Raw genomic sequence first — 22,744 nt, forward strand, 5'->3', positions numbered from 1 at the left:
AAAAGAATCATTAAGAGCAAAGTTACTTATTACGAAAATAAAAAATAAAATTAGAACAAGAAGAAATATACTTAGCTTGTGAACATTAAAATAAGGTCATCTAGTAATCGTACTTTGGTTACTAGATGACCTTATTTTAAATTTATGTTTCAACCCAATTCCTAAAAAGTAAAACCTTATATCCTTATTCCTAATGGTGAATATAAGGTATGATGTTAGTAGAGCTTATAAAATATTTGATTGTGAGGCATATTTTTATGACTAGAAAAATGGGAATTATCGGAATGGGTAACGTTGGTGCTGCTTGTGCGCATTATATTGTTGCTAGTGGATTTGTCGATGATTTAGTTTTGATCGATCAGAACGAAAAGAAAGTAAAAGCTGATGCTTTAGATTTTGAAGATGCGATGGCTAATTTGCCATATCATACTAATATTTTTGTGAATGATTACTCTCAATTAGATGATGCTGACGTTATTATTTCATCGGTTGGACATATTAATTTAATTGGTGGCGATCATCCTAATCGCTTTGGTGAATTAAAACCTACTGGAGATGCTGTAAAAGAGGTTGCTGAAAAAATTAAACAAACTAAATTCAACGGCATTATGGTAGTTATCAGTAACCCTAATGATGTTATGACCTCAATGTATCAACAAGTACTTGGATTTCCTAAAGAACGAGTGATTGGTACTGGTACATTACTTGATTCAGCAAGAATGAAACGAGCCGTTGGAAAAGCTTTTGACGTAGATCCACGTTCAGTTGCAGGTTACAATTTGGGTGAACATGGAAATTCACAATTTACAGCTTGGTCAACCGTTAAGGTTATGGATCAACCAGTTGCTAAGTTAGCTGAAAAATCAGGGCTAGACTTGGATCAAATCAATGAAGATGTCCGAATGGGAGGCTTTACGGTCTTTGACGGTAAAGGTTACACTAATTACGGTATTTCAACTGCCGCCGTCCGATTGTCATTGGCAATTTTAAATGATGCAAAGATTGAGTTACCAGTTTCTAATTATCGTGAAGAGTATGGGGTTTATCTATCATATCCAGCAATCGTCGGACGTGCCGGAATTATTAAACAATTGCAATTAGATTTGCCACAAGATGAATTGGATAAATTACAATATTCAGCTGATTATATTAAAAAGAATTTGAATAACTAAAAGTTGAAAAGAGACTGCAGGAGTGCTGTTCTACAGTTTCAATCATAAGTCGAATAGATTTTGTGTATAGCTAACCCTTGTGGTTAGCTTTTTTTATTATCCAGTAAGCAATTGCAAAGCTATAAACCGACCCCAATAGTGGAAGAATATTTTCTTAAATTATACAGATATGAGTTAATTAATGTCTATTTCATAATATTAGTTATCTTTTAATAAAATTAGAGTATAATGGCAACTACAACTTATTTGAATTGAGGGGTAATTTATATGACAAGAAAAGTAGCAATAATTGGAATGGGTAATGTTGGGGCGGCATGTGCTCATTATATAGTTTCTAATGGATTTGTAGATGATTTGGTTTTGATTGATATTAATGAGAAGAAAGTAAAAGCTGATGCCTTAGACTTTGAAGATGCAATGGCTAATTTGGCATATCATACAAATATTTTTGTCAATGATTACTCACAATTAGATGATACTGATGTGATTATTTCAGCTGTAGGTAATATCAAATTACAAGATCGTGTTAAACCTGACCGTTTTGCAGAACTAGATTTTACAAGCAAGGCTGTAGAAAATGTAGCTGAGAATATTAAACAAACTAAATTTGATGGAAAGATAGTTGTTATCAGTAATCCTAATGACGTGATGGTTTCCATTTATCAAAAAGTTACCGGTTTACCTAAGAAGCATGTTTTGGGAACTGGCACTTTATTGGATTCGGCAAGAATGAAACGAGCTGTTGGAGCAGCATTGAACGTTGATCCTCGATCGGTTCAAGGATACAATCTGGGTGAACATGGAAATTCACAATTTACAGCTTGGTCAACAGTTAAAGTTCTGGATCGTTCTATCGCTGATTTAGCTCAAAAAGATGGACTAGATTTAGATAAATTAAATGAAGATATCAGGATGGGTGGATTTACAGTCTTTAGCGGTAAGAAATATACTAATTACGGTATTTCTACCGCTGCGGTCAGATTGACCATGGCAATTTTGAACGATGCTTATATTGAATTGCCTGTTTCTAATTACCGTGAGGAATATGGAGTTTATCTGTCATATCCAGCTATTATTGGCCGGAACGGAATTGAGAAACAGATTCATTTGGATTTGCCACAAGATGAATTGGATAAGTTGCAATATTCAGCCGATTATATTAAGAGTAAATTACCCACTGAATTGAATGTTTAATTGGTTGTATAGTTTTTTCTTCCTATATGTAGAGTATTGTTTTTCTATTAGAAATATATTTTTAAAACACAATAATTTCAATTTTTCAGCAAAGAAAATTTGTAAGCCAGATAATCTATATTAAAAATAACAAAAAGAGAGCGTAACGATGTCGTTATGCTCTCTTTTATTTGCTGTCATATCAACGATGAATCTAATTGAAATACCATTTATGAAAAAGGGATACACATATGAAAATTGGTAAGACCAATTATCTAACTGGTATCTTTTGCAGATGGTATTGAAAAAAGTACCACTTAAATTTAGCTTCAACAAAAGGGTTGATATCATTGATTTATTAAAATAAACCACCATACGAAAGGTCTATTCCGGTTGTTGTCTTATTATCTGTAACCGTATACAATGGTCTTGTGGTTGATACCAGAAAGGATTCGATTCGTATGAAAATTACTCTTCAAGAACAGTTAATCAACTTGCTGACTAATTATATTCAAACTTTACCAGCCAATGCCAAATTACCCTCTGAGAGGGAAATAGCTGAAAAGTATGAATTATCTCGTACCACTGTGAGAGCAGCTTTAATGGAGCTTGAGGTTACTGGGATGATTCGTCGGGTGCACGGTAAAGGAACTTTTGTTAATAGAGTTGATCTGAATAGCGATTTGAATAGTAGTTATAGTTTTAACAAGCAGATGATTTCGCTGGGGAAAAAACCACAAACCAAAATTCTTAGTTTTGAACGAAAGGAGGCCAATGCTTATTTCGCTAAGAACTTGGAAACTGAGGTGGGCAGTCAAATCATTAAGCTAAAGAGGCTCCGTTATGCTGATGGTATTCCTGTTATGCTGGAGCGAACTTACTTACCGGCTGAACATTTTAGTTTGATGACTGAATCGATGTTGAGTAATAAATCGTTATACTCGATTTTTTCAGAAGAGTTCAATGAACAAGTGTACTATGCTGATGAATATTTTCTTGCCGGTATTATTAGTGCCAATGACAGTAAATATTTGGATATCAAAGAAGGCGCACCTTGCTTGAATCTAAGAAGACAAACGTATAATCCACATAATCAAATAATTGAGTTTACTTTGAGTGTTGCGAGAAGTGATCAATTTGCTTATCACATTCGACACGATATCAGTAATAAATCCTAAGGAAGAGTAATTAATATTTGGAGGTAAAGAGATATGGGTATTATTGCAGTAAGAATTGATGAAAGATTAATTCATGGACAGGTTGCTAATTTATGGACAACTAAATTACAAGCATCAAGAATTATGGTAGTTGATAACGAAATTATAAAGAGTGATATTCAAAAGACTGCCCTTAAATTAGCTAAACCAGCTGGGGTTAACCTAAGTATTTTAGGTACAAAGAAATCCTCAGCAAATATCTTGGCCGGCAAATATGACTCACAAAAAGTATTTCTTGTTGTTAAAAAGCCAGAAACACTTGTAGGAATGGTTGAAGAAGGCGTTAAATTCGATACTATCAATGTTGGTAATATGTCACAAAAAGACAATACACAACATTTGACACAATCAATCAACGTTACAGATGATGACTACGATGCTTTCCATAAATTAATGGATGCAGGTATTAACATCACTGCACAAATGGTTCCAAGTGACCCTATCAAAGACTTTGCTGGTATTTTGAAAGATTACAAAAAATAGAAATTAATTCGGGGGAATGAACTATGAGTTTTACAATTGTTCAAATATTGCTTTTAACGGCATATTCTATGTATAACATCTATGATGAATTGCAAATGAATTCATCATTGAGTCAACCCGTCTGGGCCGGAATGATTTCTGGTTTAATCATGGGTGACATGAAAACTGGACTTATCATTGGTGCTGCTCTTCAATTGACAGTTCTAGGTGTTGGTACTTTCGGTGGTGCTTCAAAGATCGATGCTAACTCAGGTACTGTTTTGGCTACGGCCTTTTCAATTGGTACTGGTATGAAAGCTGCTACAGCTATCGCTGCTATCGGTGTTCCAGTTGCTGCACTATTAACATCGTTTGATATTCTTGCTAGATTCACTAACACATATTTCCAGCACCAAGTTGATAAAGATATTGAAAATTTCAACTATAAGGGTATTGAAAGACATACTGTAATGGGTGCTTTGCCATGGTGTCTATCACGTGGTATTCCAGTGTTCCTAGCTTTGGCTCTAGGTCAAGGTGTTGTTAAGACAATGGTTACATATCTAAATGGAGACCTACAATGGTTGAACACAGGTTTACAAACAGCCGGTGCAACATTACCAGCCGTTGGTTTTGCCATTTTGCTTCACTATCTACCAGTTAAAAAACACTTTGCTTACTTGATTCTTGGATTCACAATTACAGCTTTATTATCAACAGTATTTACAAATATCCAAGCACTTGGTACAGGCTTAGGTGCCGCAAGTAAAGCCTTTACTACAACATTTAATGCCCTTCCAATGTTAGCTATTGCCTTAATTGGTGGTGCGTTTGCCCTTCTTGAATATAAAAAGTCGATGGCTAAATTAACTGCTACTCCAGCTGCTGGTCCCAAAAACAGTGGTTCTGAAGACGAAGATGAAGATGAAGACGATGAAATTGAAGACGCTAATGGGGAGGTAGACGGTGATGAAGAAGAATAATGAATATGAACTAACTAAACAAGATTACAAACAAATTAACAGACGTAGTTTGTTTGGATTCCAAATGGGTTGGAATTATGAAAGAATGCAAGGTTCAGGTTATCTATATACAATCTTGCCACAACTAAGAAAAATCTATGGTGATGGTACTCCAGAACTAAAAGAAGCTATGAAGACTCATAACCAATTCTTCAACACAAGTAATTTCTTTAACACAATTATTACAGGTATTGATCTTGCCGTTGAAGGTAAAGAAGGTGTTGATTCACTAGACACTGTAGCCGGTATTAAGACAGGTCTTATGGGACCATTTGCTGCCATCGGTGATTCATTGTTTGCCTCTTTAGTACCAACTATTATGGGAGCTATTGCAGCAACAATGGCTGCACAAGGTAATCCAGTTGGATTATTCCTATGGCTAGCAGTAAACGTTGCTATTATGGTTTTCCGTTGGAAACAATTGCACTTTGCTTATAAGACGGGTACAAAACTTGTTACTGAAATGCAAGGACAATTAAATGCTTTAACAGATGCTGCTACATTGCTTGGTGTCTTCATCGTTGGTGCTTTGATCGCAAGTATGATCAATATTCAAGTTCCATATGTTGCTCATTTAGGCAAGGTTACATTGAGTGTTCAAAGTAACATTGATATGATTCTTCCAAAGCTTGTTCCAGCCTGTGTCGTAGGTCTTGTTTACTGGTTATTAGGTAAGAAGGGTATGACATCAACAAAAGTTATCTTTATCGTTATCATCTTCGCCATTGCTCTATCAGCAATCGGTGTACTTGGTAAAATCTAGGAGGATTTAAATTATGGCATTAATCTTGATGAGTCATGGCAACATGGCAATTGAAACTTTAAAATCAGCAGAATTGATTATTGGTGAATTACCTGAAACAGTAGCGCTTGGACTACAAAAATCAGATGGTCCTGAAGATTTAAAAGCAAAGGCTGAAGCAGAAATTAAAAAATATTATGGTAAGGAACCTGTTTTCTTAATCGTTGATTTACTTGGTGGAACACCAGGCAACGTCGCTGTTAATTTGACACAAACTTATCCTGAAATGCAAGTTATTTCTGGTTTGAATTTACCAATGGTTATTAATTACGCTAATCAAAAATTTATTGGCTCAGATATCAAAGTCACAGATCTTATGAAAGAAGCTAAAGATGGCATTGTTGATGTTAATGCTTTCTTAAACGCTGACTCTGATGAGGACGATGAAGAGGATGAATAATCCGTATCGTTATACATTAAGATTAGCGATTGATGAGAATATCTATGATGCTGATAAGAAAAAACGATTGCTTGATTTTGTTAAAAAAGCTCACATTTCAGATGTTGCCTTTTTTCTCAATCAAGAGGAATTATCAGATGCACATGTAACTCTAGATAAAGCAAAAGAACTGATCAAAAATGTTGATTTAATTAGTCAACCGTTAAAAGAACTTGGTATTACAGTTAGTTTGAACCCCTGGACAACCATGAATCATTCTGATCGTGGTATTCATATCAAACCAGAACTTGATATTAAGCCAATGGTTAGCTACCAAGGTGTTAAAAGTATTTCAATGGCTTGTCCCGGATATGCTGGTTGGGCTGATTATGTTAGTGATATCTATGCAGTTTGGGCAAGTATTCGTCCCAATGAACTTTGGTTAGAAGACGATTTCAGACATTATAAGAATGCTCCGTTCAAGTTAGGCTGTTTCTGCGAAGATCACATGAAACAATATAACGAGATATTAGGAACTGATTTGTCTCTTGAGGATTTCGTTTCTAAGATGTTCACAGGTGGAGAAAATAAATATCGTAATACATATTTAAAAGTCGCACGTGCTGAGATTTTACATGTAGCGCATATGATCGAACAAAAAGTTCATGCAGTTTCTCCGACAACGACTTTAGGCCTAATGAGTTCATGGCCAGAAGTACATGCACTTGAAGGACGTGATTGGCAAAAACTGTTAGATGAATTAAGTGGAGAAGATACTCCAGCTGTATCACGCCCGCACCTGCCTGCATATAATGAAGTCAGTCCTCAACAATATGCTCGTGATTTTGAGAAATATACAGTTGCGACAAGAACTGAGATCGGTGAAAATCATAAAATTTATCCAGAAATGGAAAGCTTTTTGTATTCACCATATGCTAAATCAAATAAGTTTACTCAATTTCAATTAGATACAACCAGTTTGGTTCATGCTAACGGAGTACTCCTCAATATGTTCAGTATGATGGGCGATGGTATCAATGAAACTTATCATTACGATGACCTGCTAAACCATGATAAGGAATTCTTGGATTTCTTGAATGAGAATGGCATTGATATTGAACATCGTGGTGGTGTGATTGTGCCAATGAATCAAGATGTTGCTAGAACAAAGATAGATTCAGAAGGTACTCTAGAAGGCTTGATGGCCTCGCAAACACAATGGTTAGAATTGTTATCCGTTATGGGTATTGCAACAAAACCACTTAATTATATTGGTCAGGAAATCAAAAATAAGTGTATAGCGATTACAGGTAATTTCTTGAATACTTTGTCAGATGAACAGATCAATCAATTATTAACTCGCAACTTTGTTTTATTAGACGGGGATGCAATAGTTATTTTGAATAATCGTCATCTATTGAAATTGATCAATGTAACAGACATTGAAGTCTTGAAGAATCGCTCAGGACAGCAATCGTTTGAACAGTTTGATGGTGAATCTATTTCAGGTATCAACAATCCAAGATTGACCATGTTAACTCACACTGGCGACTACGTAAAAATTAATTATAAATCTCCTGTTAGAGTTCACTCTTCAGCATACGATCGTTTGGAAAATAAATTGGGACCAGTCACAACAAGTAGCGACAAGTTCTATATTTTACCAATGATGGATTCGGCCAAATATGGCTGGCAAGCTCAATACACGGATATTCGTGAAGGAGATATTAAGCAATTCTTTGAAGAACAGTTAAGTACTCCACATTTAGTCAACATGTACAATTGCAAGATGGTTATTGATGAAGATCAGTCAGAAATGATTGTTTCTAATTGGTCCATTGATGATGTTGACGGGATTAATTTCTTCTTGAAAGATCGCAGCGTTAGGAAAGTTTCTGTTACATATCGTGACGCAGACAATCAAATACAAAATGAAGTCTTAGATGTGACTCTAGATTCGAAGGGAATCTACCACGTTGACTTCACTGTTAAGGAATTAGCAGTTATTCACATTCAATTCTTAGACTAGAAAATAAATAGAGAAGGGATTCAATATCATGTTTACTAAAACAGATCAAGAACTAGAAAAAATGGGTGCTAAAATCACGACTCGTGAAATTCAACAACAACCAGACTTATGGAAAGAGGCTTTCCAAAACTACACAAGCAAGAAATCAGAAATTGATAGTTTTCTTGGCAAAGTAACCTCAGCATATCCAGATCAAAAGATTAGGGTTATTTTTACAGGTGCTGGAACATCGGCTTATGTAGGGGATACGCTTAGACCATATTTAAACCGTGTTGGCGATACTTCAAAATTCGTTTTTGAAAGCATTCCCACAACAGATATTGTTTCTGCTCCATTGGATAATCTAAGAAGTGAAGATCCAACTATCCTGGTATCATTCGCTAGAAGTGGTAACTCTCCAGAAAGTGTTGCTACAGTTGAATTAGCTGAAAAGTTAGTTAAAAATTTGTATCAAATTACAATTACATGTGCTCCTGAAGGTCATCTTGCAAAGAAGGCTGAAAATGAAGATGGAAACTTATTACTTCTTCAACCAGCCCTTTCAAACGATAAGGGATTCGCCATGACCGGAAGCTTCTCTTGTATGACACTTACAGCTGCCTTGATTTTTGATACAAATGCAGAGGACAAAAAAGCTAGTTGGGTTGATACAATGATCAAGATGGGTCAAGAGGTCATTAGTCGTGAAGATGAAATTCAAGCTTATGCGAACCTTGATTATGACCGTATCACATATCTTGGTAGTGGTTCATTATCAGGATTAACTCGTGAAGCCCAGTTAAAGGTACTTGAGTTAACAGCTGGAGCATTGACAACAATCTTTGATTCATCAATGGGATTCCGTCATGGTCCAAAGTCATATGTTAATAGTAAGACGGTTGTCTTTGACTTCCTAAGTAATGACAAATATACACGTCAATATGATGTAGATATTTTGGAAGAAATCAAAGGTGATGAAATTTGTGAAAAGGTTGTTGGTGTTGGTACATCAGATGACAACGACTTCTCAGGCGATAACTTCTTTATCAAGGCTGGAGACAAAGACCTTCCAGAATTGTATCAAGCATTGCCAGATGTAGTCTTTGCTCAAACATTTGCTTTGATGAACTCAATCAAGGTAAATAACACACCTGATACACCATCAGCTAGCGGTACTGTAAATCGTGTTGTTAAAGGTGTAACAATCCACGATTACGAATAGAAATCTTTGAGGTTGGAACATTAATTTGTTTCAGCCTTTTATTGAGAAAAAGGAGAATTAGGAATGTCATATTATATTCAAGCAAAGAAGTTCTTTTTAAAAAATACAACTGAAAATGGTGGTTATCTAGAAGTTACCGATGATGGAAAATTTGGAAAGTTTATCACAGCTGATGAACCTAAACCAGAAGGAAAAATCGTTGATTACTCAGATAAATTTATTGCACCGGGACTTGTTGATACACATATTCATGGACTAGTTGGTCATGATGTTATGGATGACGATTTTGACAAGTTGAACGAAATGTCAGAAGGACTATTAAAGGCCGGCGTAACATCATGGTTACCAACGACTTTGACAGCTTCACATGATCAATTATTAAGCATTTGTGCCACAATTGGTGATAATTATAAGAAAATTACTGGTGCCAAGGTTCAAGGTATTCACTTTGAGGGACCTTTCTATACTGAAAAACATAAAGGTGCTCAAAACCCTAAGTATTTCAGAGATCCTGATGCTGAAGAATTTGCAGATTGGCAAGAAGCAGCTCACGGTATGATCAAGAAAATTTCTATTGCCCCTGAAAGAAAAGGTGCTCCAGAATTTGTAAAGGCAGTTGCATCAGATAAAGTTGCTGTTTATCTTGGTCACAGTGATGCCACATTTGAACAGGCTAAGGCATGTGTTGAGGCTGGTGCTACTGGATTTACACATACATATAATGGTATGAGCGGTTTGAACCATAGATTACCTGGTATGGTTGGCGCTGCACTTTCAATGCATTTAGTTGATGATGAGTTGATCTGTGATGGTCACCATGTTAATCCATTTGCTGCTAGAATCGTTATTGAAAAGAAGGGTGCCGAACATGTTGCCTTGATCACTGACTGTATGCGTGCAGGGCTTATGCCAGATGGTGACTATGTATTGGGTGAATTACCTGTTGTTGTTGCCAATGGTACGGCTAAGTTAAAAGAGGCTCCACATAGTTTGGCCGGTTCAATTTTGATGCTTAATGAAGCTATTAAGAACGTAGTTGACTGGAATATTGCTACGGATGAAGAAGCTGTTGAAATGGCCAGCTATACAGCAGCCAAGAGTTCAAAGATTGCCGATAAATGTGGGATTATTGCAAATGGTCGTGATGCTGACTTTATCGTACTTGATGATGATATGACATTATCAGAAACATACTTAGACGGTGTTTCACGTTACCAAGCATAGAGACAACGATTTCGTCGGAAGTTTATCTAATGAGAATGGGTTAGTATAAAAAGGATACTGTACTTCAGTATTCTTTTTTTGTTTCGATCTTGGTATAGACCATTAAACAATGGTATAATGAAAACGTTAAAATTAGTAAGGGGACTATAAAATGTCATATTATATTCATGCTAAAAAATTCTTTTTGAAAAATACAACTGAAAATGGTGGCTATCTAGAAGTTACTGATGACGGTAAGTTTGGTAAATTTATTTACGCTGACGAAGAAAAACCAGCAGGTAAAATTGTCGATTATTCAGATAAGTTTATTGCTCCTGGTCTTGTTGACACACATATTCATGGTTTAGTCGGTCATGACGTAATGGATGACGACTTTGGCAAGTTGAACGAAATGTCAGAAGGACTATTAAAGGCCGGTGTAACATCATGGCTACCAACAACTTTGACAGCCTCACATGAACAATTAAGACATATTTGTGCCACAATTGGTGATAATTATAAGAAGGCCACTGGTGCCAAGATTCAAGGTATTCACTTTGAAGGTCCTTTCTATACTGAAAAACATAAAGGTGCTCAAAATCCTAAGTATATGCGTGACCCTGATGCTGAAGAATTTGCAGATTGGCAAGAAGCAGCTCATGGTATGATCAAGAAAATTTCTATTGCTCCTGAAAGAAAAGGTGCTCCTGAATTTACTAAGGCAGTTGCATCGGATAAAGTTGCTGTTTACCTTGGTCACAGTGACGCCACTTTTGAACAAGCTAAGGCCTGTGTCGAAGCTGGTGCTACTGGATTTACACATACATACAATGGTATGAGTGGTTTAAATCACCGTCTACCTGGTATGGTTGGTGCTGCACTTTCAATGCACTTAGTTAATGATGAATTGATCTGTGATGGTCATCATGTTAATCCATTTGCCGCTAGAATCGTTATCGAAAAGAAAGGTGCCGAACACGTTGCTTTGATTACTGATTGTATGCGTGCGGGACTTATGCCAAATGGTGATTACGTACTTGGTGAATTACCAGTTGTTGTTGAAAATGGAACAGCTAGATTAAAAGACGAAACACACAACTTGGCAGGTTCAATTTTACTTCTTAAAGATGCTATCAAGAACGTAGTTGACTGGAATATTGCTACGGATGAAGAAGCTGTTGAAATGGCCAGCTATACAGCAGCTAAGAGTTCAAAGATTGCCGATAAATGTGGGATTATTGCAGATGGTCGTGATGCTGACTTTATCGTACTTGATGATGATATGACATTATCAGAAACATACTTAGATGGTGTTTCACGCTACCAAGCATAACTTATACTAATAACTAGAAAATAAAAACCGAGAATACGAATGTATCTCTCGGTTTTTTTAACTCTTGTGAATGTTGTATACTCTAATCATTGGAGGATTATCATGGATAAAAAAATTATTGCTCATAGAGGAATACCAACCTTAGCACCAGAGAATACAATGGCATCATTTAATGTTGTTGTAAATCATGAGGTTAATTGGATCGAAACAGATCTGAGTATCACTAAGGATGAAGAAGTTTTTGTGATTCATGACGACAAATTAGATAGAACTACCAATCAAACTGGTTCAATTGAAACCGTTAATAGTTCTGAAGTGTCAAATGCCGATGCCGGTTTTTGGTTTGCTGAAAGGTTTCGTGGTGAAAAAGTACCTACCCTAGATCAATTGATTGATTTCCTTAATATCCATAAGATTAACGCTAATATTGAATTAAAAGGTGTTGTGGGGGACAATGCTAACCATTTAGCCGATAAATTGGTTGAGAAATTCTCAAAGGCACTTGATAGATTGGATGAACATGTTGAATTAATTATTTCAAGTTTTAATCCGATCATGCTGGAAAAGATGTATAAATTAAAACCAAATCTCAAGTATGCGGTGTTATTCAGTAAAAGTACTTTAGGAGATGATTGGAATTTGGTTATGCAAGCTTGCCATGCCAAGATAGTTCATCCTGATAGTGTTGGTTTGACTGAAAATAAAGTAAAAAGAATGAAAGATTACGGTTACGAAATAAACGTTTGGACGGTCGATGACATTAATCGAGCTCAAGAACTCTTGAGTTGGGGCGTTGATGGAGTAATTACTAATATTGCTGATAGAATGAAATTCTTAGAAGAATAAAAACAAAATGACCTCGGGATTGTCTTTATAGACTTGATCATCCCGGGGCCTTTTTGTCTAGACGAATTTGCGTTTTAGGAGGATTCATTATGAAAAATAATAACTTACTCCAAATACGATATTTATAAATTAACATTGATCGATCTGGCAAAATCTAAAATTATTTCTGATCTTGCATCATCTCGATTCAACCCATATTTTCGAACTTATCCCATTCATACAATTACCGCCATTACGATTTTTTTAATCGGTGATACTTTGGTAATTGAGAGCTCACAATGTGAGACTTCGAAGAAAAGAACTACTTTAATTTGTTTCCTCTCTTCTTGCACATAAGTATAAACATTTTGGGGTTTAAGCCAACAAAAGTGATAGTCATAATACCGTTTGTATAATTGGATTATAAGGAATCTTCAATATACCAATTTAGTTTAGATGAGTAATTTCCAGCAATATGATTTGAGTTGTTAACATATAAAAGTAAACCTTCATCGTGGTTCCACTTAAGAGAATTTAGTTTTTCATCGATTTTGGATTCGATGATAAGAATTTTATTGTTTAATGTATTAAGGAATGAACCATATTGGTAGAACCTCATATCAACATTTAGAATATGAGATTCATGGATAAAGGGATGATCCTGTTCAAGATAAATTTTTAGAGGCTTTTTAATCCTTCTTTGATCGTTGAATATAATCATCTCTGAATTGTTATGACGATATTTTAATTTATCATGATCGAAGATATGGATTGATTGAAAGGTAATATCATTGAAACTAGCACTTAATTTTCCATTTATATAATTAATTTTAAAATTAGAACCGTCGTTTTTATACTTATTTTGTTCGTCATCGTAACCAATATAGTGCACATTATTTGAAAAGGAATATCCATCGGTTATTTCTTTAACTGTAGTGAATATTTTTATTTTTTTTGATGTTAATGATGGCAGATCGTTTATATTTATAGTTAGCTCTTTTTGGTGGTTTGAAGAATCTATTAAAGAATAGTCTTTAGGATCAATTTTTTTATTATCAATTTCTATAGAATTTATATCAGTTTGAACATATAGTGGCAACACTAGTGAAGAATTGTGAATCAATTTACCACTATCATTATTTAAATTAAATGAATAAATAATATTATCTTTAGAGGCTACGTTGTTTAATTCAGTTGTTGAGTTCAATTTGTCTTGGAAAGTAGAATTTTCTAATTCAGATGTAATATTCACATTTGGTATATTTGAAGGAAGAACATTCAAAGTTGCTGTGTTGGTTGTAAAGCTTTTAGTTTTATTGTTATTTGTAACCGTTATAGTAGCGTAATATTGGCTGCCGTTTTCTTTTGTACTGGATGTATCTTTTGTAAATGAGATTGAATTTTCTGGATTGGTCTCTTTCTTTACTATTTTATCTTTTCCTGAAGGGTTCTTTTGATACCAAACCACAGAAATATTACTTGATACATCTCTAGATTCGCCGTAATCACTTTGTAATTCAAATGTTGCTGACTGTCCAGCATAAACAGTTTGATCGTCTAAACCACCACCAATTCGAATCTTTTTAAAATCGATGATATCAGATTCATTTGAACGTTTGATAAAGCCAATAATTTCAACAATACCCGATCTACCTTTGGTATTGGCAGTTATTAATCCATTTTCATCAATAGTGGCCAAACTATGATCTGATGTATCCCAATTAACGTTATTCGATTCGGTGGAATCGGCCGGTTCTAGGTCAGCAAATGCGTATGCTGAGCTGGTGGCAAGATCATTATTGATATTAAATAGATAATTTTCATCGGTTCGGACGTTTAAGGATGTTGCTGGAATGGTAGCGTGAGTCGTGTTTAGTTCTGCAACATTGGAATATAAATCAGAAAAGGGAAAAACGCCAATATAATCTGTAGATAATTGATACCAACTTTTTCCAATTGTATCTGCCTGGACTTTTAAAGTAGGTCTTGTGGCCGGTCGTGAGGAGACTCTGGACCATACAATCCCATCATTACTTTTATACCAAGAGTAACGGGGATAGGCAAACGGGTCGGCTGCCTTTTCTAAAATCCCCCTGACGGTATCAGCCTTTATTTTTACAGTATTTCCTAAAGTTACAAAATAACGAGGTTTTGGCTGTAAATTATAACCACTGGTTAACCACATTCCCAGACCACGTTTAGGGCTAGAACTGGGTTCATATTTCTGAATAGGATCAATCTGTGATTCACCAAAAATAGTTTTTGATTGGTTGATAAGAAATAAACTACAAAAAGTTATAGAAATAATTGATATGACAATTATCATTTTAATTATCTTTATAAGATTCACAATATCCCCCTAGTTGTCTATACCAATAGAAGTATATCTAAATTTCAGGAAATAATAAAGCAAATTCTTGAAAAAAAATTTCTGAATATTGTGTAAAAATAAATTTAATTATAAAAAAATAGACCTAAAAGGTCTATTTAATTCTTGGGCGTAAAGCATATGCCATAACTAGTGAAACAATTGATGTGATTAATAGGACGTAGAAACTAGTTCCAAAAGAACCACTTGTTGTTACAGCTACTTGACCAGTAATTGATGAGGAATTTACCACTCCAGCGTACAAGACGGCATAGAGGGCAGCATAGAGTACAGTTGGTAATAAAGTGAAGATTCTTACCAAACGAATACTACCACGAGATCTAAAGCAGGCAGCAATTAATGCAATGACTGGTGATAAGAAACAAATCAATCTAATTGCTGAGAAGCCATTGGTAATCCAAGTTGGCTGAGACCCTAATGAACTAGCAGTATAGTTGGCAGCGTTGGCGATAGTACTAGATAAAGAAAGGGTATCTAAAAATGGCCCAGTAATTGAGGCTATAAAGCCAATAATTGAAGAAACAATAATTATTTTTTGGGTAGTTGTTTTTTGATTAGGTCTTAATCTGTCGGCTGCTGTTTGATATTTTTCCTTCTTGTGGTTCTTTTGAGATTGAGGCTTAGCAGTGTAGTTGTCACCCGTTTCATCAGATTCGTCACGTTTCTTTAAAGATGTTTCTTTCTTTAAGGCTTTGTTAGCACCAAGCTCATTTCCATGACGCAATTGAGAAAGTAAGAACCATAAGATGATAATGATTGCTAAAGCAATATAACCATAATTTCTTTTTACGACTAGAAGAATCGCTGTAATAATAACGGCAAAGATACTAACATAAACATTATTTTTAGCAAATTTGAGCATATTATGAATAAATCCGTCATTTGGATCGGTCTCCTCAGCCTTTTTCTTAGCCTCAGCAGCACGTTTTTCACTCTCAGTAGGTTCAAAAGGATTACGCAATGGTTCCTTTATTGAGTCCTCAAAGGGGGCCTTGTAGGAATCATCTTGCTTTTTTTTGTAGGGCTTTTGAGAGATCGGATTGAAATCATTTTTACTGTAAATTTGAGTCTTATCATCCAATGGTTCATCAGGAATAGTTTCTGATTTACTAAATGAAGAACGGTTCGATCCACTGTAAGTTTTCATCTCTGGTTCGGGATTAGGCTGAACTGATTTTTGTGTCTCGTATTTTTTTTGTTCACGGGGATGATCAAAAGAACCATACTCTTGTTGTTGAGCAGGTGCTTGTTGAACTGGCTTTTGTTCGGTTTTTATTTTTGGGGAAGAATCTTCCTCATTTAATTCATTTTCGATATCTGACAATGAACGGATTGTATCATCATCTTTTGTTTCAGTTGAATCACTGTTGCTTTTCTTTTTAAGGGCCCAGCCGCAGTTATCACAAAATTTCTGATCTGCTTCAACTTTATGGCCACAATTTGGACAAAACATTATTCGCATTCCTCCATTATGTTGACAAAATAAGTATACAAGACAACCTATTCTATAGGAAGACATTCAGTGAAAGTTCACAGAAATGTCACATGTTGTATATATCCGAAACTTAATTATACAAAAGAAATTAGAGATTTGCTTAAAAATAGTGTTTAGTTTGTTGGGGAGTTGGCAAATATTTATATGTTAACTGAAATTAAACGAGAATTAAAAAATAATCTAGCAACTATTTTTAATAGTCACTAGATTATTTTTATTGTTATTCATCTGTTAGTGAATCACGAGGATCTAGTTTAGCGGCACGTCTTGATGGGGCTAAGGCAGCAAGTAAACTAATAACGATACTGATAACAATACCAAAGATAAAGTTACCTGGTGAAATTGATACTATGGTTGCTTTAAAAGCACTTTGAGCAATTGAATTGGTTCCCATTTGTACTAACCAAGCGATTATTGAAGCAAAGACACCTGATAATAACCCAATTAAGAAAGATTCAGAGATGAACATATTTCTAATATCTTTCTTTCTGGCACCAATAGCACGTAAAATACCAATTTCTTGAGTACGTTCTGAGACACTGATGTATAGAACAACAATGATCATGATAGCTGAAACGATTAAAGAAATACCTGCAATTGCAGCTAGGACATCAAAAGCTAGTCTCAAATAAGTATTCAATGAATCGATGATGGCACCTACACCAGTAATAGTGTATTTGTTTTGTTTTTTATTATCGATTGTTGTCTTGTAAGACTTAACTTTTTCCTGAACGCCCTTAACATTCAATGTGTTATTAACTGATAATGTAACAAAGTTTGGTTTGATAGTTACATTGGCATCTTTAGCAGCTGATTCCAAGGTGTTATAGGTAACAACTGAAGATCCAGATTTTATGATACCTGATACTTTTAGATTCATAGTTATTTGAGTAGGTTGGTTGTTTGCATCCATACTTGTGACGTACATCTTAACGGTTTTACCAACCATGTTTTTGTAATTCTTTTTATCTAGTTTTTGTGCATCCGATTTTAGAAGGATAATTTGATTACTACCTGGTTTCTTACCCTTAGTGATATCGTCCGGTTTTTCAGTTGCATTCCAAGTTTGGAAGAATTGAACGGAAACATTCTTATTATCGTAGTTAACTTTTGGAGATTGTGCAAAATAAGCTTTTTCAACTTTTTTGACGTTTTTGATTCTTTTGAAAGTATTAACGTCTGAATTGCTCATATTAATACTATTAGGATCGGTATTGTCTCGAGAAACGGTCTTAGTTACTTGGATAGCATTGGGGTTAACTTGCTTGGTCATTTCACCATTAATGTAATTGGTAATACCTGAGCCTAGTCCAAGCATGAAGATAACTGAGAAAATACCAATTGCGGCACCGATAATAATTAAAATATTACGACCTTTGGTATAACGCATATGTTCCCATGCTAATCGGAAAGTATCACCAAAGCTTAAATGGGTAATTTTCTTGTCAGTAGATGTTTCATTGGGGATAGGATAGGAATCACGCAGTTTTTTATCAGAATCAATTTTACCATCTTGTAAATGAACGACTCTGGTACCGTAGTCGGCTACTATTTGGGAATGGGTAACGGCGATAACTAACTTGCCTTCCTTGGCGATATCGTCTAAAATCTTCAAAACTTCTTCAGTGTTTTCGGAATCTAAGGCTCCAGTTGGTTCATCAGCAATGATGATCTCAGGATCATTAGCCAAAGCACGAGCAATTGCGACACGTTGCTTTTGACCACCAGATAATTGACTAGGATGTTTGTCTAGGTGTTCTGAAAGGCCAACTTTAGCAAGTAATGATTTGGCACGATCGGTTCTTTGAGATTTATTTAGTGAAGACATTTCTAGAGGAACCATGACATTTTCTAGAATGGTCAAATGACTAATCAAATGGAAACTTTGGAAAACAAAACCAACGGTATGACTACGGTAATTATCAAGCGCTTTATCGGAGCCCTTTTTTAGAGATTTTCCATCAACTAAAATGTCACCTTGGAATTGGGAATCAAGTCCACCAATTGTATTCAAAAGAGTGGTTTTACCACCACCTGATTCACCAAGAATAGAAACAAATTCACCACGATCTAATTTTAAATCTATTCCCTTCAAAACAGGAAATTCTTGTTTATTTAATGTAAATGATTTCTTGACGTTCTTTAATTCAAGTAAACTCATTTATTTACCCCTTTTTTGTTATTTAGGCAATACTATAAAATTTATTATAATATTTGTAAAATTATTTTGCCTTTTTTAAGATTATGAAACAAAAAAATTCTAACTGTTTCATCAACAATTAGAAGTATATCGAGAATCCAAATATTTAGATATTGAAATAGGTCATAAAATTAATATGACTTTAGTCATATTTTTTCATGAAAAGGGCAACCTCAGTTCGATTACTTAGTTGTAATTTTTCGAAGATATTTGTGACATAGTTTTTAATTGTTCCTTCAGATAAGAAGAGCATAGTACTGATTTCTTTATTACTCTTGCCATCAGCTATAGCACGGGCAATTTCTAATTCCCTAGGAGTTAATGAAGCAATCATATCTTGTTGAGAGTTGTTTTGAAGTCCAGCGACTAAACTGTCACTGATTTGGCTACCGATAATTGATTCGTTTTGATAAACTTTTTTAATATCGGTGATCAATTCCTTACTGTCGGTATCCTTTAAAAGGTAACCATTGGCGCCATTTTTGAGGGCCTGGAAAATATACTCATAATCATTAAAGGTTGTTAAAATTAAAATTTTGACTTGAGGATATTGCTGATGGATCACTTTAGTAGCCTCAACACCGTTTAATATTGGCATTTTGATATCCATTAAGACCATATCGCATTCATTATCCGCTAAATAGTCAATTACTTCTTGACCATTTTTGGCTTGAAAAACAATGTCAATATCATCGTCAAAACTCAATACCAAATTTAAACCTTCACGAACGATTGCCTGATCGTCAGCAATAATCATTTTAATCATTTTCATTTACTCCAATCGGAAGAGTTATATCGGTCTTGAAACCACTAGGCTGATTGTCTGAAAATTCAACTGTTCCTTTTAATTTAATCACCCGACTCTTGATACCATTGATACCGTTAGATGCAGTGATGTTTTTAGCAGTAAGGCCGTTATTACTCAAGTTGAAAATCAAATTATCGTTAATTGTTCTTAATTTAATAGTAATTAGAGAACTATGCCCATGTTTAAGGCTGTTGGTAATAAATTCCTGATAAGTTTTATAAATTAAATCTTTAATTGAGATATCCAATTTATTAACATCAAAATACATTTTCAAATCAACTTTTACTTTGTCAGTTACGGAGATGGAACTCTGTAGTTCTTCTAAAGCAGACTTTAAATCAGCTAATTCTTTAGTTTCTTTCAATTCATTAACTGTTTCTCTTAGTTCAACTAAACTGTGGTCAATAATCTTTTTTGATTTGTTTAGGATTTTATGTGACTTTTCGGTATCGGTGTCGATAACTTGGTTTAAGGCATCCAGATGTAATCTTAAACCAATTAGGGAGTGTCCTAACATATCGTGTAGATCTTGAGAAATTCTTTGGCGCTCCTCAATTAAAGTTAATTCTTTGATTTTACTGGAGTAGTCCTGTAATTGGTCAACCTTAGTCATTAGTTCTTTATTCAAGGCATCAATGGCACGGTTTTTTTCTAATAAATTTAAGTATAAATAAGATATTAAATAGGTACTCCAAAATTGAATTGTGTAGGGTGACAATATCAGCTGAAGATAACCGATCCAAGAATGAAAATTTAAGTCAATTGATCTGGGAATAGTGAAAAAACAAAAATAGATAATGAATTGAATAATAATTATATGTTTAGGACGAGGATTTTGCTTAACAGTGAATTCAGTGGTTGTAACAATTGCTAGATAGTAATAAATAACAATAATAGTTGGGGGACTGAGTAATTGAACAAAACCTAGTAGGATAAAGACTAAGTAGCTAGAGTATTCTGCTAGGCTACCATTTTTGGCTTTGCTCCATGGACTATGAAACCAGCTCTCTACTAGGATAGAGAATACTAGAATAGGTAGAAGAAAGGTTTTTTCTCGAGAGCTAGTGTTATTAAAAATTAATTCTAAAATAACGACTAATAGTGTGAATAGTTTTAAGTAAAATCCTAAATGTTTTTTAAATTGCATAGATTGATCCTTCAATTATAGTAATGAACTTTCTATACTGTAACAAAAAAGCATCCTCAAAGAGAATGCTTTTAGAATAATTATTTTACAATATCGTCAGCAGCAACGAATTCATCTGTTGCAACCCGATAGAATTTAGTAGTTGTATTATATCCTGACAAGTAAGCAATTCGGTCGCTCTTCCAGGAAGAATTCTTGTCTAATCCCCGATTATGTACGGAAGATGCATCACCATGCAATAAATAAGTGAGTTTATTATCAGTTGTAACAATTGAATCTTGTGGGACATATTGATAAACATCACTAGATTTGACCCAAGCGTCTGTGGCAACACGATAATAAGTTGCACCATCTCTAGTTGCTGTTTTATCACTTACCCAATCTGTACCTGGACTCAGTGAAAAGCTATTGTTAGAAGATAACCTATCGCCATTAATGGTATACAGCTTAGCAGGCGAGTGAGTTAAGAATGTTGAAACTAATTGTTTTTTATCCGTTATGTTGAAATTATTTGAAGATGAACTTGATCCGCCACCAGAGGTGTTGGTATTTTTAACTGTATAGTATTGGTCGATAGTTATATTCTGGAGGAGGGGTGGGTATAATGAAGTAAGGATGTTTTTGTAACTAGGCAAAGTATGTCCTGTAACCTTTGCCCAATAATCCAGATAAGCATTATTTAATGAGGTTATGTATGAGACTGGATCAGAATCGTTTGTGGTAACTGTTTGAAGTCCAAGAAGTGATTTGATTTCCTCAAGACCATAGCCATTAGGATCAGAGCCAGCAATTGGATTTCCATTGGAATCTTTTAAATAAATCTTGGTCTTTTCAGAGTCTGCTTTGTTTGGTTCATAACCACTTGGAGCAGGCATAGGGCTAATAATATCGTCTAAGGATTGATAAGTAAGAGGATGTACTGTTTGTGTCTTGGAAAGTTTTCCATTGACGTAGGTATTGAATGTCCATGTATACGTTCCATCTTTTTCAAGTTGAATATTTTGGGTTAAATCATTAGGGGATAATATTGGAGTTTTGACGTCTATATCATTGGTCAAGTAGTATCCTACAGGCGCCTTTTTTGTATATGGATATATTTCCTTAGTAAGTAGATCGTGATACGAATTATTACCCTTAGTATAATCTACTGTCGTAGTTAAAAACGGTTTATTAGAATCATCAGTAATAAGATTAATGGCTATCGTAGCTGAATCCAAACTTGCGGGTATAGCGTAACTATCTGATGGTCCCTTGATATCACCGATTTGATAAGTTGAGTCTGTTACGTTAAAGAAGTATATATTTATAGGACCAAGTGGTAATGATAGTTTGATTGAATGTCCATTATATGAATCGGGAAGTTTTGTACCATCGAAGTAAAGACTCCCATTGGGAGTACCAGGTTCAGGGCTTGGGTTATAATTATTAATACTATCCTTGGTTATTGGCGGAGTAGTGTATGTTCCGATTTCTGTTTTGTTAGTGTCACCAGATAAGTATATGGGTATAGTTAGTGGTTCACCTAATTTATAAGTCCTAGTTGCAGTGGACTCAGCTTCAGCGGTGCCTGTGTCATCAGCCAATACATTAGTGCTATTAGAAATAATAAATGTAATTCCAGATAGTATTAAGGCAAGTGTGATTGATGATAGGATCAATTGCTTTTTTAAAGCTTGTATTTTCCTCAAAATTTTTTCCTCCATAAACAACAATATTATAAGTACATTATAATATTAATTAAGGATGAATGTGACATTATGTGTCATAAATAAAAAAACTCATACACTTAAATGTATGAGGAAAACGATTTGGTTTTGTTTCAGTCAACCAAAAAATATGAAGATATGACTTATTGGCAGTAACGAGGAAGAACAAGTTAGATTATTT

The 22,744-nt window shown here is 34.8% G+C and carries 18 protein-coding genes; 12 read left to right on the forward strand and 6 right to left on the reverse strand.

The features are described from left to right. Nucleotides 1-257: 257 nt before the first annotated feature. From CBP76_RS05555 to CBP76_RS05610, 12 genes are all read left to right on the forward strand, one after another. Complete coding sequence (locus CBP76_RS05555; RefSeq protein ID WP_102195954.1) at nt 258-1,172, forward strand: L-lactate dehydrogenase; 915 nt, start codon at nt 258-260, stop codon at nt 1,170-1,172. Between the two features lie 267 nt (nt 1,173-1,439). Beyond that, nucleotides 1,440-2,366: an L-lactate dehydrogenase gene (locus tag CBP76_RS05560; RefSeq protein ID WP_102195955.1), complete on the forward strand. Its 927-nt coding sequence runs from the start codon at nt 1,440-1,442 to the stop codon at nt 2,364-2,366. Nucleotides 2,367-2,806: 440 nt separating this feature from the next. Continuing rightward, entirely contained in the window at nt 2,807-3,523 is a 717-nt protein-coding gene (locus CBP76_RS05565) for a GntR family transcriptional regulator (protein ID WP_102195956.1), read from the forward strand. Between the two features lie 33 nt (nt 3,524-3,556). Beyond that, nucleotides 3,557-4,045 carry a PTS sugar transporter subunit IIB gene (locus CBP76_RS05570; protein ID WP_102195957.1) on the forward strand — a complete coding sequence of 163 codons (489 nt, stop codon included), beginning with the start codon at nt 3,557-3,559 and terminating at the stop codon, nt 4,043-4,045. A 23-nt stretch (nt 4,046-4,068) separates the two neighbouring features. After that, nucleotides 4,069-5,007 carry a PTS mannose/fructose/sorbose/N-acetylgalactosamine transporter subunit IIC gene (locus CBP76_RS05575; RefSeq protein WP_102195958.1) on the forward strand — a complete coding sequence of 313 codons (939 nt, stop codon included), beginning with the start codon at nt 4,069-4,071 and terminating at the stop codon, nt 5,005-5,007. Then, nucleotides 4,994-5,809, forward strand: a complete 816-nt coding sequence (locus tag CBP76_RS05580; RefSeq protein WP_102195959.1) for a PTS system mannose/fructose/sorbose family transporter subunit IID — start codon at nt 4,994-4,996, stop codon at nt 5,807-5,809. The genes CBP76_RS05575 and CBP76_RS05580 overlap by 14 nt, the downstream gene beginning before the upstream one ends. Before the next feature lie 13 nt (nt 5,810-5,822). Continuing rightward, a complete protein-coding gene (locus CBP76_RS05585; RefSeq protein WP_102195960.1) occupies nt 5,823-6,248 on the forward strand; it encodes a PTS sugar transporter subunit IIA in 426 nt (141 codons plus the stop codon). After that, nucleotides 6,241-8,256, forward strand: coding sequence for a hypothetical protein (locus CBP76_RS05590; RefSeq protein ID WP_102195961.1), 2,016 nt, complete (start codon nt 6,241-6,243; stop codon nt 8,254-8,256). The genes CBP76_RS05585 and CBP76_RS05590 overlap by 8 nt, the downstream gene beginning before the upstream one ends. Before the next feature lie 28 nt (nt 8,257-8,284). Beyond that, nucleotides 8,285-9,457 (forward strand): SIS domain-containing protein, encoded by a 1,173-nt coding sequence (locus CBP76_RS05595; RefSeq protein WP_102195962.1) that lies wholly within the window; start codon nt 8,285-8,287, stop codon nt 9,455-9,457. 63 nt (nt 9,458-9,520) lie between these two features. Further along, a complete protein-coding gene (gene nagA / locus CBP76_RS05600; RefSeq protein WP_102195963.1) occupies nt 9,521-10,681 on the forward strand; it encodes an N-acetylglucosamine-6-phosphate deacetylase in 1,161 nt (386 codons plus the stop codon). Between the two features lie 151 nt (nt 10,682-10,832). Beyond that, nucleotides 10,833-11,993: an N-acetylglucosamine-6-phosphate deacetylase gene (gene nagA / locus CBP76_RS05605; protein WP_102195964.1), complete on the forward strand. Its 1,161-nt coding sequence runs from the start codon at nt 10,833-10,835 to the stop codon at nt 11,991-11,993. Between the two features lie 102 nt (nt 11,994-12,095). Next, entirely contained in the window at nt 12,096-12,839 is a 744-nt protein-coding gene (locus CBP76_RS05610; RefSeq protein WP_102195965.1) for a glycerophosphodiester phosphodiesterase family protein, read from the forward strand. Between the two features lie 400 nt (nt 12,840-13,239). Here the strand turns inward: CBP76_RS05610 and CBP76_RS05615 are convergent, their stop codons facing one another. The 6 genes from CBP76_RS05615 to CBP76_RS05640 form a co-directional block, all read right to left on the reverse strand. Then, on the reverse strand, nt 13,240-15,168 hold the full coding sequence (locus tag CBP76_RS05615; protein WP_133120387.1) for a hypothetical protein: 1,929 nt from the start codon (nt 15,166-15,168) through the stop codon (nt 13,240-13,242). Nucleotides 15,169-15,301: 133 nt separating this feature from the next. Continuing rightward, nucleotides 15,302-16,660: a zinc ribbon domain-containing protein gene (locus CBP76_RS05620; RefSeq protein ID WP_102195967.1), complete on the reverse strand. Its 1,359-nt coding sequence runs from the start codon at nt 16,658-16,660 to the stop codon at nt 15,302-15,304. A 262-nt stretch (nt 16,661-16,922) separates the two neighbouring features. Continuing rightward, complete coding sequence (locus tag CBP76_RS05625; RefSeq protein WP_102195968.1) at nt 16,923-18,863, reverse strand: ABC transporter ATP-binding protein/permease; 1,941 nt, start codon at nt 18,861-18,863, stop codon at nt 16,923-16,925. Nucleotides 18,864-19,044: 181 nt separating this feature from the next. Beyond that, entirely contained in the window at nt 19,045-19,668 is a 624-nt protein-coding gene (locus tag CBP76_RS05630; protein WP_102195969.1) for a response regulator transcription factor, read from the reverse strand. Continuing rightward, nucleotides 19,661-20,857, reverse strand: a complete 1,197-nt coding sequence (locus CBP76_RS05635; protein WP_102195970.1) for a sensor histidine kinase — start codon at nt 20,855-20,857, stop codon at nt 19,661-19,663. The genes CBP76_RS05630 and CBP76_RS05635 overlap by 8 nt, the downstream gene beginning before the upstream one ends. An 80-nt stretch (nt 20,858-20,937) precedes the next feature. Next, nucleotides 20,938-22,545 carry an SLAP domain-containing protein gene (locus CBP76_RS05640; RefSeq protein ID WP_102195971.1) on the reverse strand — a complete coding sequence of 536 codons (1,608 nt, stop codon included), beginning with the start codon at nt 22,543-22,545 and terminating at the stop codon, nt 20,938-20,940. Nucleotides 22,546-22,744 lie beyond the last annotated feature (199 nt).

The sequence above is a fragment of the Companilactobacillus nuruki genome (genome assembly GCF_002872255.1).
GTDB classification, from domain to species: domain Bacteria; phylum Bacillota; class Bacilli; order Lactobacillales; family Lactobacillaceae; genus Companilactobacillus; species Companilactobacillus nuruki.

Bases quoted from the DNA above. Each gene is read 5' to 3' on its own strand.
- CBP76_RS05555 (WP_102195954.1), top strand. From the start codon at position 258: ATGACTAGAAAAATGGGAATTATCGGAATGGGTAACGTTGGTGCTGCT.
- CBP76_RS05560 (WP_102195955.1), top strand. From the start codon at position 1,440: ATGACAAGAAAAGTAGCAATAATTGGAATGGGTAATGTTGGGGCGGCA.
- CBP76_RS05565 (WP_102195956.1), top strand. From the start codon at position 2,807: ATGAAAATTACTCTTCAAGAACAGTTAATCAACTTGCTGACTAATTAT.
- CBP76_RS05570 (WP_102195957.1), top strand. From the start codon at position 3,557: ATGGGTATTATTGCAGTAAGAATTGATGAAAGATTAATTCATGGACAG.
- CBP76_RS05575 (WP_102195958.1), top strand. From the start codon at position 4,069: ATGAGTTTTACAATTGTTCAAATATTGCTTTTAACGGCATATTCTATG.
- CBP76_RS05580 (WP_102195959.1), top strand. From the start codon at position 4,994: ATGAAGAAGAATAATGAATATGAACTAACTAAACAAGATTACAAACAA.
- CBP76_RS05585 (WP_102195960.1), top strand. From the start codon at position 5,823: ATGGCATTAATCTTGATGAGTCATGGCAACATGGCAATTGAAACTTTA.
- CBP76_RS05590 (WP_102195961.1), top strand. From the start codon at position 6,241: ATGAATAATCCGTATCGTTATACATTAAGATTAGCGATTGATGAGAAT.
- CBP76_RS05595 (WP_102195962.1), top strand. From the start codon at position 8,285: ATGTTTACTAAAACAGATCAAGAACTAGAAAAAATGGGTGCTAAAATC.
- nagA (WP_102195963.1), top strand. From the start codon at position 9,521: ATGTCATATTATATTCAAGCAAAGAAGTTCTTTTTAAAAAATACAACT.
- nagA (WP_102195964.1), top strand. From the start codon at position 10,833: ATGTCATATTATATTCATGCTAAAAAATTCTTTTTGAAAAATACAACT.
- CBP76_RS05610 (WP_102195965.1), top strand. From the start codon at position 12,096: ATGGATAAAAAAATTATTGCTCATAGAGGAATACCAACCTTAGCACCA.
- CBP76_RS05620 (WP_102195967.1), bottom strand. From the start codon at position 16,660: ATGTTTTGTCCAAATTGTGGCCATAAAGTTGAAGCAGATCAGAAATTT.
- CBP76_RS05625 (WP_102195968.1), bottom strand. From the start codon at position 18,863: ATGAGTTTACTTGAATTAAAGAACGTCAAGAAATCATTTACATTAAAT.
- CBP76_RS05630 (WP_102195969.1), bottom strand. From the start codon at position 19,668: ATGATTAAAATGATTATTGCTGACGATCAGGCAATCGTTCGTGAAGGT.
- CBP76_RS05635 (WP_102195970.1), bottom strand. From the start codon at position 20,857: ATGCAATTTAAAAAACATTTAGGATTTTACTTAAAACTATTCACACTA.